This is a genomic window from Mycoplasmopsis agassizii (assembly GCF_002276225.1).
GTDB lineage: Bacteria > Bacillota_I > Bacilli_A > Mycoplasmatales > Metamycoplasmataceae > Mycoplasmopsis_B > Mycoplasmopsis_B agassizii_A.
The window spans coordinates 22,673-38,048 of record NZ_NQNY01000006.1 but is presented as its reverse complement, the minus strand read 5'-3'; the positions used below and the strand labels follow the sequence as shown (position 1 = coordinate 38,048).

The 15,376-nt window shown below is 26.9% G+C and carries 11 protein-coding genes and 1 tRNA gene; 6 read left to right on the top strand and 6 right to left on the bottom strand.

Translation table 4 applies throughout. The features are described from left to right. Positions 1 to 3: 3 nt before the first annotated feature. Positions 4 to 426 carry a helix-turn-helix domain-containing protein gene (locus tag CJJ23_RS02370; protein ID WP_143823614.1) on the bottom strand — a complete coding sequence of 141 codons (423 nt, stop codon included), beginning with the start codon at positions 424 to 426 and terminating at the stop codon, positions 4 to 6. Between the two features lie 85 nt (positions 427 to 511). Beyond that, complete coding sequence (locus tag CJJ23_RS02365; RefSeq protein ID WP_095334776.1) at positions 512 to 2,974, bottom strand: lipoprotein 17-related variable surface protein; 2,463 nt, start codon at positions 2,972 to 2,974, stop codon at positions 512 to 514. Positions 2,975 to 3,374: 400 nt separating this feature from the next. Between CJJ23_RS02365 and CJJ23_RS02360 the strand changes: the two genes are divergently transcribed. The 3 genes from CJJ23_RS02360 (at position 3,375) to fba (ending at position 4,654) form a co-directional block, all read left to right on the top strand. Further along, a tRNA-Arg gene (locus tag CJJ23_RS02360) sits at positions 3,375 to 3,451 on the top strand. Between the two features lie 53 nt (positions 3,452 to 3,504). After that, a complete protein-coding gene (locus CJJ23_RS02355; protein ID WP_180738008.1) occupies positions 3,505 to 3,774 on the top strand; it encodes a hypothetical protein in 270 nt (89 codons plus the stop codon). 13 nt (positions 3,775 to 3,787) lie between these two features. Beyond that, a complete protein-coding gene (fba, locus tag CJJ23_RS02350; RefSeq protein WP_095334774.1) occupies positions 3,788 to 4,654 on the top strand; it encodes a class II fructose-1,6-bisphosphate aldolase in 867 nt (288 codons plus the stop codon). A 104-nt stretch (positions 4,655 to 4,758) separates the two neighbouring features. Here the strand turns inward: fba and CJJ23_RS02345 are convergent, their stop codons facing one another. The 4 genes from CJJ23_RS02345 to hsdR are packed head-to-tail and all read right to left on the bottom strand — an operon-like array spanning position 4,759 to position 12,688. Then, the gene (locus CJJ23_RS02345; protein WP_095334773.1) at positions 4,759 to 7,482 is read right to left on the bottom strand and encodes an ATP-dependent DNA helicase; all 2,724 of its coding nucleotides are present in this window, start codon (positions 7,480 to 7,482) and stop codon (positions 4,759 to 4,761) included. 32 nt (positions 7,483 to 7,514) lie between these two features. Continuing rightward, entirely contained in the window at positions 7,515 to 8,855 is a 1,341-nt protein-coding gene (locus tag CJJ23_RS05030; RefSeq protein WP_095334772.1) for a restriction endonuclease subunit S, read from the bottom strand. After that, positions 8,856 to 10,325 carry an HsdM family class I SAM-dependent methyltransferase gene (locus tag CJJ23_RS02335; protein WP_095334771.1) on the bottom strand — a complete coding sequence of 490 codons (1,470 nt, stop codon included), beginning with the start codon at positions 10,323 to 10,325 and terminating at the stop codon, positions 8,856 to 8,858. It abuts the gene before it with no gap. 14 nt (positions 10,326 to 10,339) lie between these two features. Beyond that, the gene (gene hsdR, locus CJJ23_RS02330) at positions 10,340 to 12,688 is read right to left on the bottom strand and encodes an EcoAI/FtnUII family type I restriction enzme subunit R (RefSeq protein ID WP_095334770.1); all 2,349 of its coding nucleotides are present in this window, start codon (positions 12,686 to 12,688) and stop codon (positions 10,340 to 10,342) included. A 305-nt stretch (positions 12,689 to 12,993) separates the two neighbouring features. On the opposite strand from hsdR, the gene CJJ23_RS02325 reads away from it, so the two are divergent. From CJJ23_RS02325 to CJJ23_RS02320, 3 genes are all read left to right on the top strand, one after another. Continuing rightward, a complete protein-coding gene (locus tag CJJ23_RS02325) occupies positions 12,994 to 14,772 on the top strand; it encodes a Vmc-like lipoprotein signal peptide domain-containing protein (RefSeq protein WP_095334769.1) in 1,779 nt (592 codons plus the stop codon). Positions 14,773 to 15,003: 231 nt separating this feature from the next. Next, positions 15,004 to 15,165 carry a hypothetical protein gene (locus CJJ23_RS05025; protein WP_180738007.1) on the top strand — a complete coding sequence of 54 codons (162 nt, stop codon included), beginning with the start codon at positions 15,004 to 15,006 and terminating at the stop codon, positions 15,163 to 15,165. A gap of 6 nt (positions 15,166 to 15,171) precedes the next feature. After that, positions 15,172 to 15,372 carry a hypothetical protein gene (locus CJJ23_RS02320; protein ID WP_095334768.1) on the top strand — a complete coding sequence of 67 codons (201 nt, stop codon included), beginning with the start codon at positions 15,172 to 15,174 and terminating at the stop codon, positions 15,370 to 15,372. Positions 15,373 to 15,376: the final 4 nt, after the last annotated feature.

Sequence of the window (15,376 nt, the reverse complement as noted above, 5' to 3'; positions counted from 1 at the left end):
TACCTAGACATTTTTTTGAAGTGGTGTTATTAATTTTCCTTCAGGAGTAAGTACTCAAGTGCCATTATCTATTAGTAAATAAACAACTCTTCAATGAGGTATTACTAAATTAGGATATTCACTTTTCATCAATTTTATTGTTGGTTTTACACCATGATAATGCTTTTGATAATTCTTAGGAAACAGTCTTATAAATTCATCATATTTCTTCATATAATTCAACTTGTGACTAGCCCTTCTGACTTTAGTCAATTCAATGGCTTTTAAATAATCGTATCCATCTTCAGTTGAATTTGTTTTTATTTCTCTAGAAATTGATGACTTGTCTCTATTTGTTAAGATTGCAATTTCTGTAATTGTTTTACCTTCTTTTAAAAACTTATCAATTAAAAACCTTCCATTATCAGATAATTGTTTATGTGCCATAGTAAAAATATTATAAAAAATATTTAGTAAATTTTTGAACTTATAATTATTATTTTGACATAAAAAAATCACTAGAAACTAGTGATTAATTTGATGTTAAAACTGTTTTTTCAACTTCTCTTAATAAGAACATAATTGCCACTGCTAGACCATTATTAAATGGTGAAGTAGTGTAATCACCTGCTGCTTTTTTAAGGGTATTAGAACTTGTTAAATTACCACCTAAACGAGTAATATAAAATTCTGCTTCACCAATTTTTAAGAAAGTATTTCTAGTTGTACTTGTAGTGTTAGTTTCTCCTGTAACTCAAGCATTTCCATTTGCATCACTTGATAATTGCTCTTTAGATTGAAAACCCGCAATTACATATGTTTCACTATTAGCCCCTGCATACTGAGTAGGTAAAGTTGTTTGACTATTTCAAGCAATTTTATTTCTTAATTCATGTGGCATGGATTCTCTACCAAAGGTTCAAACAAAACCATAATGCTCCATTGATGTGTCTGTTAATTCACTACCTTTAATAGCCATTTGCTGATTAATTACATCAGCATAATTATTTGAAAACTGAATTAATTTGGCTTCATTTTCTTTGTATTTATTTACAACTGCATCGATAAATAGTTTGGTTTTTTCATAAGTGTCAATACCTTGATATTTAATAATTATTAAATTTAAAGCAGTTTCACTATATTTTTCTACTGATTCACTATTTAAAAGTCTTAAAAAGTAAACAAAGAAGGTATCAAAATCTAATTCTTTAGAAACTGCTACAGTGACATTATTAGTATTTTTTAAGTTTAGATTTAAACTGGTTTTATTTTCTTTTAAATTCGCTGTTGCTGTAGTTAGTTTAATATCATTTTCTTTAGTTGTATCAAATTCTCAATTATTGATTAAACTTAGATCAATTTTCATTTCACCAGTTTTTGCAACCTTATTAAACGCTTCTACAAAAGTCTTAAAGTTTGCTTTATCTTCAACTAATTTAGCTAACGCTTTAACGTTAGTAGAATCTTCTTTAGTTAAATCTTTAACTTCAAAATTTTTGAATTTATTTTCTAAATATTTAGCATCAGTTACTAAGTTAGTTAATTTAACTTCAATGCCCAAAGCATTAGTTAAATTATCTTCAACACTAATAGTTTTTGAAGTAGGATTAAAACTTAAATATTTAACTACGTTTTTACTATCTTTATATTTTAAAACTAGTTTTAAATTAACTACCCCTGTATCATAACTAGTATTATTTTGAACTTCATGAAGTTCAAAAGCATATCCTGGTTTTAAACCCTGATTAACTTCATCTAAATAAGTTTTAACTGAACTAATACTATTTAAATCTTTTAAAGCTTGTTTAACTGTTAGGTTAGAAGTTGCTAAATCAATCGTATTAGTTTTAGATGTATGTTTTTCAAATTGATCTTTAGCATAATCAACACCTTTTTTAAAGCCACTTAAAGTAACCACTTTACCTGAATCTCAAGTTCTTAAAAAAGTTTGTCCATTTTGATCATAATAAGTAGTTCCATCTTTAGATGTAATTGTAACAATTGCATTAACTAGTCCATCTAGTTCTGAATAAGGATTTAATGTTGTAAACCTTACACTATAATCAAATGCATCAGAAGGCATTGTTAAATTTAAATAACTTTTTAAATTTTGTCCTTCTACTTGTGAAGTTAGTAAATCTTTAACTGCTTCACTAGTTAAAGTTATATAGCTTTGACTAGCATCATTTTTTAAATTATTACTATATCAAGTTTTAACTAAAGTAGCAGCAGAGTTAGTTTCTAATAATCCTTGTAAAGTAATTTCTACTCCTGCATTAGCTTGATCAACTTTTTCACCTTTAGCATTATAAAATTCACCTAATTTAGATAAAGTTAATTTAACTTTTAATGTCCCTTTTTCATCATTAGCGCCACTTGCTAGTTTATCAATTTTTAAATTGAAAGATCGTGGAATTACAAATGTGTCATTTGTAATTAAAGTATTTAGTTTTTGATCACTAACTGCTGAAGGTGCTACTATGGCAAATGATTTATCTTTTTTTACTAGTGAAAATTCAGTTCCTAAATTAGTAAAAAAGTTTTTAGCAGTGTCTCTGTCTAATGAAGTTGCTTTTTTAAACTTAATAGTTACATTTTCAGTTTTACTTGCACTACCATAACTTAATGTTAAAGCAATAATTACTTCACTAGCATTTTTATTAACAGTTGCTTGTTTTTCAAGTTGTGCTGCACCTACAGCATTTTCAATTGTTTTTTTATTATCAGTATTAAATAGGGCAACAAAATCAGCAACTGTGGTTGCTTCACTTAATCCTTTTTCTAGTTGATCAATATTTTCATAAAGTGCTGATTCATATGATGATTGTGATAAAAGATTTTTAAAAACTTCATTTAAAACAGCATTATCAATACCTTCTTCAGGTACTCTTGGTTTATCAGTTTCAGGTGCACATGCAATTAATGCTGCTGAAGCAGCAACAATACTTGCAGATGAAGCTGAAAGGATTAAAAAATTTTTACTTAGTTTCTTCATAAGTATTCCTTACTTATAAATATCTTCTTAATGATATTTATATTTTTTAACTTTTTTAATTATACCAAAACAATCGCTACACTATTTGCAGAAAAAACTGTAAAAATTTTTTAAAATTTTTTGCCGTTTTTTAAAAGACCAAAATCTTATAAAATAATATTGTTTGGGTTTTAAAAACTAGGTTTTTGGTTTAAGTGACTGATTTTTAGCACTTTTGATATAAATGCTCTAGCAACTATTTTATGCTATTGCTAGCATAAAATATAGTGCTTAAAAATTGTTAGTAATTTGTTAATGATTTATACTTTTTATATTAAAATAAAAATGTTTTATTAAAAGCTTGGAATCTTTGATTTGAAAAAGTTTTTAAAGCTAAATTTAAAAGCAAATTTTAAATTTTGCGCTAGTAGCTCAATTGGACAGAGTACTTGGTTTCGGCCCAAGGGGTTAGGGGTTCAAATCCTCTCTGGCGCACCATTTCCAAGCAATTGGATCAAGTTATAAATAAAATTAAGAAAGTGAAACTTAATATGCAAAATATCTCAGGATTATCATCTGTACAAGAAATTATTTACCACCTATTTGAAAGTGGTGAAAAAAGATTTGAAGAAATCTTTGAAGTGATTGAAAATCATTTTAGAATCAAATGAGCAGCATGAGCTGAAGCAAATCAAATTGAATATGCTAAATTACTAGATAAAAAAAGAGGTGAAATTTTTACCCTTTTAATTTCTGATGGTAACGTTAGTGTTAACAATTTAGATGATGGTTTCTTATTTAGTTTCAAAGAAACATTATAAAAGGAAGTTTAAAATGTCAAAATTAGTATCAGCATCAAAAATGCTAAAAGCTGCAGAGCAAGGAAAATATGCAATTCCTCATATTAATATTAATAATTTAGAATGAACTAAAGCAGCTTTATTAGCGGCACAAAAAAATAATAGCCCGATTATGCTAGCAACTAGCGAAGGTGCTGTTAAATATATGGGTGGAGTTAAAACAGTGGTTGCTTTAGTTTCAGCCCTAGTAGATGATTTAAAAATCTCAGTACCAGTTGCCCTTCATTTTGATCACGGTTCATATGAAGGTGTTAAAAAAGCAATTGAAGCAGGGTATACATCTGTTATGTATGATGGTAGCCATGAAGAATTTGCAACTAATATTAAAAATACTAAAGAACTAATTACTTTAGCAAAAGCTAAAGGAGTTAGTTTTGAAGCAGAAGTAGGAACTATTGGTGGTGAAGAAGATGGGATCGTAGGTAATGGTGATCTAGCAGATCCTGAAGAAGCTAAAACTATTGCAGCTTTAGGTATTGATGTTTTAGCTGCAGGAATTGGTAATATCCATGGACCTTATCCTGAATCATGAAAATCATTAAACTTCGAAAGATTAGAAATGATTAAAAAAGCTGCAGGTGTAGGAATTGTCTTACATGGTGGTAGCGGGATTCCTAAAGAACAAATTCAAAAAGCAATTTCTTTAGGTGTTGCTAAAATTAATGTTAATACAGAATTACAACTAGCAAATGCTGCTGCTATTAAAGATTTTGTTATTTCAGGTAAAATTGATCAAGGTAAAAACTTTGATCCACGTAAAATTTATGCGCCTGGAATTGAAGCTATGATTAATACAGTAACTGAAAAAATGCAAGAATTTGGTTCAGTTAATAAAGCTTAATTAAATTGATTTAAAAAAGATGAAACTTGTCAAGGGTTTCATCTTTTTTTGTGTAGCAACCAATTATTTTTCTTGTTTGTTTCAATAACAAATTAGTAATTAACCTAGTTATCTTTATTCTGTTTTTCTATTAAACCTTTTAGTATTTTAAATTCATCTGTGTCTTTATATTTTTTATTGTCAAATGATTCAAGAATAAATTTTTCTGTTTCTTTACTTCAATATATACCTAATTTAGTTTTTGCTCTAGTAATTGCTGTATAAAAAATTTCTTTTGTTATTAATTCCTTATTTTCTTCTGTAAGCACAAGCCTCACTGAATCGAATTCTAAACCCTGAGCACGGTGTATAGACATTGCATATGAAATTTGAAATGGTATTTGAGATTCATTTGCAGAAACATCTTTGTCATAATCTTCATGCTTAATGGCTGATATAGTTACTGTGGTTTTGTTATCTTTTTCGGATACAAATGATATTCCTGGGTCTAAATTATTTTTATCTAGTGATTGATTAATTTCTATTTCAAAATTAATTTTATTTTCAGTTAAAACAATATTTTTTATAGTACCTGTTAAATTATTATAGAAAGTGTTCGGAAATCTAGATGATTGATTGAAAACAATTGGATCACCGATTTTAAATTTTTCAGATTTTCATATAAAAGCTTCATTAAAATTATTATATTGCATAGTTTCATTTATATTATTAATGCCATAAATACCATTATAATTTTGGGTTAAAATAATTTCATTCAGATTCTTTTCAAATATAAAATCTTTTAATTTATGATTTATTTTATATTTAGTCAAATTTTCAAAAAAAAAATTAAAATCTTTCTTTGCTGAATATCAAACCTTTTTTAAACCTTTATCTTTTGTTCTAAATTGATCATCTAAAACATAAATATTTTCTTTAAAATATTCATTAATAAAGCGAAATCAGTTACCGAATCTAATGGACGGAATTTGTTTAACATCTCCAACAATTAACAAAAATTTAAATTTATTTTTTTCAAGTATTTCTAACATTTCCTTATTACTTATAGTACTTGCTTCATCAACCACCAGTAAATCGACTTCAATTTTGCCATTCTGATTATATTGATTAATATTTTTTGCAATTGTTGAAAAACTAGCATTATTTCTATCTAATATTTTTAGCCTTAGATTTTCAACCGCATTATTTGTCACTGCCAAGAATAGTTTTTTATAATCTTTAAATATTTCTGCAATATTATTTATGATTGTTGTTTTTCCAGTGCCTGGATCACCAGTAATTATTGCTATTCTTGAATTTAAAAATAAATTTTTAATTATTTTTATTTTTTTAGTTCTTATATTATTTTTATTTAACAAATATTTTTTAGATAATTCTTTGTATTCTTCACCTTTTTCTTTAGATAATTCAATAAGTTTATTAATCAATTTTAGAATAACAGTTTGATATTTTTGAATATAAATATAATCTCTTTTATCTGTAAATTTGATTTTTTTATCATCATATTCTGTTGAAAATGATGAATTGAATTTACTGACTAAAAGTTTTATAGGGATATCTTTTCCTAACTCATCAATAGATGTATATAATTTTGAACTATATTCTGTATAAGTTTCAATTCTTCTAAATAATAATTCGTGACTTCTGTTTTTAGGAGATATACATTTAAGCAAATCTGTTAATTTAGGATTATGTGCAATTAATGATCTTGCATAAGGCATTCTTTCAAATGAATTTGCAGATGATGATATATTTAGCAATGGTGCCCGTTCATTTGGTCAATAACTTAATTGTGATTTAATAACATCATTATTCATTTTAAAAAGTAAATAACTTATTATGTTTTTTCCAAACTCATTATTTTTAATAATTTCTCTACATCTATTCAAAAAGTTAAAAAAAGATAAACTAATCCTTTTATTTTTGTGTATTTTAGTATTTAAAATATCGTATTCTTCGTCAGATAATGAAACAACATCAAAAAGATTAAGATTATTGATTGTCAAATATTCCATTATTTGTTCAAATTCATGTGTATTTCCAAATGAAATATTTAAATTTAATAATTTAGCAAAATGTTCTAATTCACACATCCTAATTCTAAACATTCATTTAGTTACTATGTTAATAGAAGATTCATTATTGAAAAATTGTATTTTTTCTTCGTATCATCTAAGTTGAACAGAATAATTATCAGGTATTAGTTCTTTGGAAAAAAATATTTTTTTATTATTTTTTGCTTGACTATTTCTTCAATTAAAAACAGTTATTTCGTAAAATAAATCTTTATTAATAAAAACTGGTTTAATTTTTTCAACATAAAACCTGTCTGAAAATTCTTCCTTTAATTCAAGATTACGAAAATCAAAAACTTTTTCGTGAATGTTAGAATAGTATTCATGTAAATCGATATTTTGTTGCGCAATTATACTTTCTATATTTCCTAAAATATTAATTTCAAGATCATCTTTCATAAATTGTTTTAATTCAATTAGTTTTATTTGAAATCAATACATTAATCGCTCGTAACCATCATATCCATGCCCAAAATGAGATGAAGATACTTGATAAGAATCAAAAAGGGGCATGATTTTTTTGTATTTATTATTTTCTAAAACAAACTTTGTTGCAGTATCAATATTTTCCTTATCATTACAAAAAAGTTGATTTTGATTACTGTGATTGTATATTTGTATAAACAACGATTCTAAGAATTTTCTTAATTTATCGAATAGTGTTGAAAATAATAATCCTTTATCATTTGAAAGTACAGATATAAGTTTTTCAATTTGACTATTATTATCCTCAAGACATTTATTTAATTCCATCTTAGTTCCTTATGTTTTTTAAAAATTTTAAACTACTTAACTAATAACTCTAAGTTCTTATTTTTTTTAAATACCTCATCCAATTTTTCAAGTATTTTATTTTGTTGTTCCAAAGATGGTATTTCTACTATAACATTTTCAATTTGTTTTCTTGTCAACATAGGAATTGCACCTCCAAATTTTGAATTTCTTATTTTATACTCAAGCGATTTTAAATAATAATACAGAAATTTATCTAGCAAAATATTGTTTATTGGGTTGATAACAAAAGCATTAGAAGTGGCTCAGAATTTTTCCGTTAAATAATTTACATATCCAGAATAGCTTCCTCGGTTAGGTATTACAATTCCTTTTTCAAAATTAAACTTGTTGTATCTTCCTGTAGATTTAAACCCACCACCCATAACAACAAACTCTCCATCATCAATAATTTCCTTAGAAGAAATATATTTTCCAATAGTTATTCCTGCTATATCGATAAGTTTTTCTTTGTAAATTTTTCGTTTTTTAAATCCATCATTTTGAATAAGTTTTTTTAGTACACTTACAGATAATTTTTTTGTTAAACTGATATTTAATTCTTGTAACCTATAATAATACTCAGAATATTTGGCTAATTTTTCTTCTAGTATTTGTATTTTTTTATTAATGCGATTTTGTTCATCAATACTTGGAATAGGTATAAGCAAATTGCTAATACTTGATGAATTTAATGTCATTCCCTTAATAGCGTTTTTAAATTTTCCCTCATTAGAAATCGTTGGAAGTATATTAAACAAGAAATTTCTGAAAACATAATTTTTATCACTATAAGGAAATATTGAAATTATTGCTTCATTATGAGTTGCATTTATTCCTAAGATTGAGACGCGCCCAACTGTTAATTTAAAACTCATGATAAGTGTTTCTTTTGGGGATATCTTATTGTTAAATAGTTTTTGACTTTTGTCTGAAAGTGATTCTTTTGTCTTATTAATAACTCCATTTGGTGTCATGTCTGCAATAGAAACTCAAGGTATTTCATTACCTCATCATTCAGGGTTGGATCTAGGAGGTGTTTTACCAATATAAAAATTTACTATATCTTTAAATCTTCTATATTTTCAATATTTTGGTATTACATAAGGAACATTTATTATTTCAGATTTTAATGAGTTAGATTTATTTTCGTAATAAACAGAATTTTCATTTTCATATATTAGATAATTCTCTACAACTTGTTTTTTAAGTTTATCTTCTTTGTACAATTTTTGCTTCTCAATTTTAATTCTTTCCAATAAAATTTCAACTGGTTCATCATCAGGTTTTTGTTTTGTAAGTTTACCAGTCATTGCTCATTTAAGAATGCTAGCTTTTAAATCTTCAGGGCTCATCTAATCATCGCTTTCTAAAATGTCTAATATTTCTTTTAAGACAATATCAATATTATGGTTTAGTTCTTGTCTTTCTTTATTATATTTGTTTATTAAATCCTTTGGATCTAATATTTCATCTTCTTCAATATCATATCCACATTGGTCAAAATTATAATCCAATTGTTCAAGTTCTAAGGTTGTAAATCTTTTTGCTTTTGCTAAAGTACCTTCAATAATTTCTTCACGATTATCTCATCACATCATTACATCATTAAAGTGTCCAGTTTTCATTGGTTTAGTCTTAGAGAAATTTTTATACCCCTCAGGCATATCTAAACGATAAAATCAAACATCTTCTGTTTTCTTAGTTTTATCAAAAAACAGAATATTTGTAGCTATGGAAGTATATGGAGAAAAAACACTTTTTGGCATTCTGATAATTGTATGTAAATTAAATTCTTCTAATAATTTCTTTTTAATTGCACTTTTTGCATTATCTGTTCCAAATAAAAAACCATCAGGAATAATTACAGCAGCTCTACCATTTTCTTTTAAACGATACATAATTAAGGAAATAAATAAGTCAGCAGTTTCACTGCTTCTATGATCTGCTGGAAAATTATTTTTAACTGCATCACTTTCAGTACCACCATAAGGTGGGTTCATTAAGATAACATCAAATTTTTCTTCTTCACTATATTCTCTAACATTTTTCTCTAATGAATTACCGTGAATAATTTTAGGGCTATCAACATCATGTAATAATAAATTAGTAATTGCTAAAAGATATGGTAAAGGTTTTTTCTCTACACCGTAAACGCTTTGATTATATTTTTCAAGATCATCAACTGTAACTTGACTTTGTTTTAATAATTTTAAAGTAGAAGTTAAAAATCCACCAGTTCCACAAGCAAAATCTGCAACTGTTTCACCTAATTTAGGATTAATCATTTGCACCATAAAATCAGTAACAGCTCTAGGTGTATAAAATTCACCAGCATTACCAGCGCTTTGTAAGCCTTTTAATATAGTTTCATAGATATCACCAAAAGAATGTCTTTCATTATAATCATCAAAATCAATTTCATCAATTTCATTAATTACTTTTCTAAGAAGAATCCCATCTTTCATATATTGGTTAGCATCTTCAAAAACAGCCTTAACAATTTTTTTACGCATTGGTGTAAAAGAATCAATTACTAGATTTTTTAAAGATGGAAATAATGAATTATTAACAAAATCAAGTAATTCTTGACCTGTCATTGTTTTGCCATCTTTATTATCAACTGCCCAATTTCTTCATCTTAATTTTTCAGGAATGATTGATTCATAATTGCTTTCATGAAACTCTCAATCTTTTTCTTTTGCATCATATACTTTTAAAAAAAGAAATGATGTCATTTGTTCAATACGTTGGGCATCACCATTAATGCCACTATCACCACGCATGATATTTTGTATTGATCTAACAAATGTATTTAAACTCATTTATAATCCTTTATTTATCTAATTTCATAGATTCAATTTTGCAGTTCACTAACTGCTTGTAAATATGCTTCTTTACCACCAAAATAATCAGTAATTTTTCAAGGCTTACCTAATTTATCAAAAGGGGCAGTTTCTAAAATTTTAGTGTTTTCTAGATCTTTAATGCTTCCATCATGATATTTATCAAGTAATGCAGATAAGACTTCTTGACACGCTTTTGAAAACTTACTTAAAAGTCCTTTTTCTCTAACTCATTTGATTCTCTGTGTTTTAGTAAGGGGTTCTTGATCAAAAGCAATCTTAACAATTAAATCGAAATCATCATAATCTTTTTTGATTTCATCTTTAAGATGCTCTAACATAACACCATGTTTTTCAAGTTCTTCCAAAATTACAGATTTTTTATCTGCTGCCTTTCAATTATGAATAAAATCATCTAAAGTCGCATATTGATTCAAAATATTTCTTTTTGAATAATCAACAATACTCTCAGTTGTCAATTTACCATTTAAAATATACTCAACATGTTTAGCAGATACTTTAACATCAACACCATTAACTCTGATTTTCTTTTTTGTATTAGTTTCATCTAAATCAGGTGCAGGTTCACAAATAGTTGTGTCCTGATTATCATCTTCATCAGTTGTTTTAATAACTGTTTCATCACCATTTTTGATTTCTTTAATAACCATAGGTGTACCATCAAAATCAGGGTGTTTAAATAAATGCGTAACATTTTGAAAATCCATGATTGTAAAAAACATCTTTTGAATGTCTTTATTAGCAACATCAACTATTCTAGTACCACGGCCAATAATTTGTTTAAATTCTGTCATTGAAGTAATATTACTATCAAGTACTATTAATTTACAAGTTTTGACATCCACCCCAGTTGTTAATAATTTAGAAGTGGTAACGATTGTAGGATATTTTGAATCAACATCAATAAAATAATCTAGTTGTTTTTTACCTTCAGGACTATCACCAGTAATTCTCATAATGTATTTATGATTTTCTTTCATTAAGTCAGAATTTTCATTAGCAAGTGCCTGTCGCATTCTTTCGGCGTGTTCAATATCAACACAAAAAACAATAGTTTTACTATATCTACCATTTTCATGTAATCACTTAGTTATTTCTTTAGCAACAACTTTAGTTCTTTCATCAATAACGATGTTTCTATTGAAATCTTTAGTTGTATATAAACGTTCTTCAACTAATTCACCTTCAACATCTAATTTTCCTGGTTCAGGATAATATCCTTCAATATCTTTATTTAAAAAGATTCTTGTAACATTATAAGGAGCTAGAAAACCATCTTCAATTCCTTGTTTTAAACTATAAGTATAAACAGGTTCACCAAAGTATTCGATATTACTAATATATTTAGTTTCTTTAGGTGTTGCAGTCATCCCGATTTGAATCGCTGAAGAAAAATATTCTAAAATTTTTCTTCATCTAGATTCTTCTTTAGCACTGCCTCGGTGTGCTTCATCAACGATAATTAAATCAAAAAAACCTTTATCAAATTCTCGAAAAGGTTCTTTACCTTCATCACCATCTAGTTGTTGGTATAAACTCATATAAACTTCATAAGCACTATCAGGTTTTTTATCCTGTACTTTAGTCATTACTTTAGCAAACGGTTTAAAATCTTGATTCATTGTTTGATCAATTAAGATATTGCGATCAGCTAGAAATAAAACTCTTTTAGCGATTTTATTTTCTCTTAAGCGATGCACAATTTGAAAAGCAGTATAGGTTTTACCAGTACCTGTTGCCATTACTAATAAGATTCTTTTTTGACCTTTGGCAATTGCTTCAATTGTTTTTTGAATAGCAACTGCTTGATAGTATCGTGGTTTTTTAGAATTCTTAGAATCACCACTATAATCTACATAAAAAGGATCACTAATAACTTTAACTTGATCTTGATTAAGATTTTTACCTTCTAGATAACGATTTCATAATTGTTCTTCAGTTGGGAATTCATTGATACCTAGATTTTTTTCTATACCTGTAAAAAAATCATATTCAGTAAAGCCTTTGCCATTACTTGAATAAGCAAAATAAACATCTAATTTTTCTGCATAATATTTTGCTTGTTCAAGTCCTTCACTAACAGGTTTACGATCATTTTTAGCTTCAACTACTGCAAGCTTAAAATCTTTATTAATTTTTTTAGTTAAAACAATATCTGCTTTACGTTCTCGTTTTCTTTTAGCAATATTTTTTACAACAGTAATTTCACCAACACTTGTTACACCGAGTTCAAAATTCATTTGATTCTTGTCTCAACCAGATGCTTCAATTGCAGGGAGAATAACTTTGTTTTTTACATCTTCTTCAGAATTTTTTGACATTTTTCACCTTTAAACTAGATCATTTTAATTAACAAAAGGCAGTTAACTTCTTTAATTATAACATTTTTTTAATTTCCAGTAGATAAGCAAATCATATATTCGATAGCGTAAAAACTAACCAAAAATTGGTAGTTTTAATATGTAATTTTATAGTGACTAGCACAATAAAATAAAAAACCTGAAAAAATTTTTCATTTTTTTATATCTTTGGACTTTTTTGTCAAAGTAGTAACATTTTTGTGTTAAAAGCACAAAAAAGTTTTAACACTCCAAAACATACGTTTTGAGATATCGGAGATTTTAAAATGAAAAAGAAACATAAAAAAATTTTATTACTTAGTTCGCTTGGTTTAGGTTTTTTAGCAAGCACTGCAGTTGCAGTTGCTTGTTCAGAACAACCTCAACCAGATCATAATGATCAAAAAGCACTAGAACAAATTCAAAAAGGCGTTAATGAATTAAAAGATCTTGATCTATTTAGTTCTTATCCTACACAAACAGATGCTATTAATGCTATTAAAGCATTAAAAGCAGATGATCATCTAAAAACTAATTTACTTGCTTTATTTGCTAAAAAAAGCAGTACAACATTAAATAATATCTTAGGTACCCATACTAAGTTAACAGCACTTACTGTTACTAAAGGTGATGCTGATGATAAAGTTAATATTAAAATTACTATCAAGTATGGCGAACTTAAAAAAACAGCAGATGCTACATTAAAAAATGTCAAATTCACAGTCGGTGCACCTGCTTCTGCTGATGTTATGCAGATTCGTTCTTGATATGAAGCTAACCGTAATTTACAAGTAATTGCTGCTAAATCATCACAACTAGCTTCAAAAGCGTTAGCTACTTTTAAAGAAACAGATCTATTACATACTTTAACAGCAGTGCCAGTTGGTTTAACTAAAAGTTTTACAGCAGTTGCTAATTCTGCAGATGATGCTAAAGGTACACTAGAAGTTAAACTAGTTCTTTCTAAAGGTAGTGACTTTTATAAAGAAGATGGAAGTAAAACCACAACTCAATCTGAAGCAGGTATGAAAGCAACTGTTTCAGGTTTTGTCAAAGACTTAAGTAAGTCATTGCAACAAGAATTAGATAAACTAGCAGCAAAAGTAATTTCTAAATTAGATGCAACTAATTTAGAAAAAATTGCTGATTATGTTAATAAGGATCATAAAACTAAAACAAGTACCTTAAGTGATTTTATTAATGCACTAGCAGCTTTAACTAATACTAGTTTAAGTGCTGATCTAGTTAATAACTTAGTATTAAAACCAGGTACACAAGCAAGTTCTACTTTATCAGTAACAAATAATAAATTAGTAACTAAGTTAGATCTTAAACTACAAACTAAACAAGGTGTTGATCTAAATTTTACTAAAGATATTGAAGTAGCAGAATTTGCACCACTATTTTTTGAAGATCATGATTCAAATAAAGTTTATGAACCATTAGTAGTTAATAAAGATGTACCCGCTAATAAGAGTCATAAATATGCAGAGATTCATGTAGCAGGTTTTGAAACTTATGATAAGTTCAAAACCTTAATTGATACAGCAATTGCTGTGACAGATGGTGATAGTAATAAACTAACTAGTTTTGCTAATTACTATGCTAATTTTATTAAGAAAAGATTTTCAACAGGTTTAGATGAAAAAGAATTGTTCATCATCTATCCTTATGATTCATCTACTTTACCTACTACAGTTACACCACATGGTAATACAGATAATAAGTTTGGTGCTATAGGATCTAATTCAACCACAAGAGTAATAGGTGGATGACAAAACTTTAGAAAGTTAACTTATTCAGCAGAAGCAACTGGTTGACCTTGAAAAAATGCAGGCGATGGTACAGGACAAGATTCATATCTAGTATTAGATCAATATAAATATTATTTCATGGATGTTCATTCTAAATTTTTAGAAACAGTAAATGCTAGAAAAGCATGGACTAATTCACCAGAAGTTACAGATACACAAAGAAACTTATTTAATAGTGGTCTAGCGGCAGCAATTCGTTTCATGATTGAAGCAGCAAGAACTAGCGATAATATGCATGAATTTAAGAAATAAAATTTTTAATAGAGTCAATGTTTTGACTCTATTTTTTTATAAGTTAAAAGCAAAAATTAATCAGTTTTTTAAGCAACTATCACATTAAAAATTCAAAATATTAGTTCAAAAACATAGCAAATGGGGGCTATATTTTTCATAATATTTTCATTTAAATAGGTATTTTAGCCTACATCAAGTAATTTTAACCATTCTAGTTTATAATTAAAAGGAATCTATTTAAGGAGACAAATGTCAAAAGATAAAAAAGAAAATAAATTCTTAAAAGCAATTAAAAAAATTAAAGCCTTGCCACGTACTATAAAAGCAGTTAGAGACATACTTACTTGAATTAACATTCATTATGATATAGAAATAACAAAAAGTCTAATAACACAAATTAATGATGCTTAATCAATTATGTATGATTTACAAATGAAAGGTAATTTGAAAAAGCCTGATATTGAAAAATTTTTTCCAGGTGGCGATGGAAAAGGTGGAACTGATACTTCAGGAATAGATTCTAAAATTGTTAAATATATTGATCAGAAAAATCAGGAATTAGAATCTAAATTAATTGCAACTATTGATCAGAAAAATCTAGAACTAAAAACAAGTTAATTGA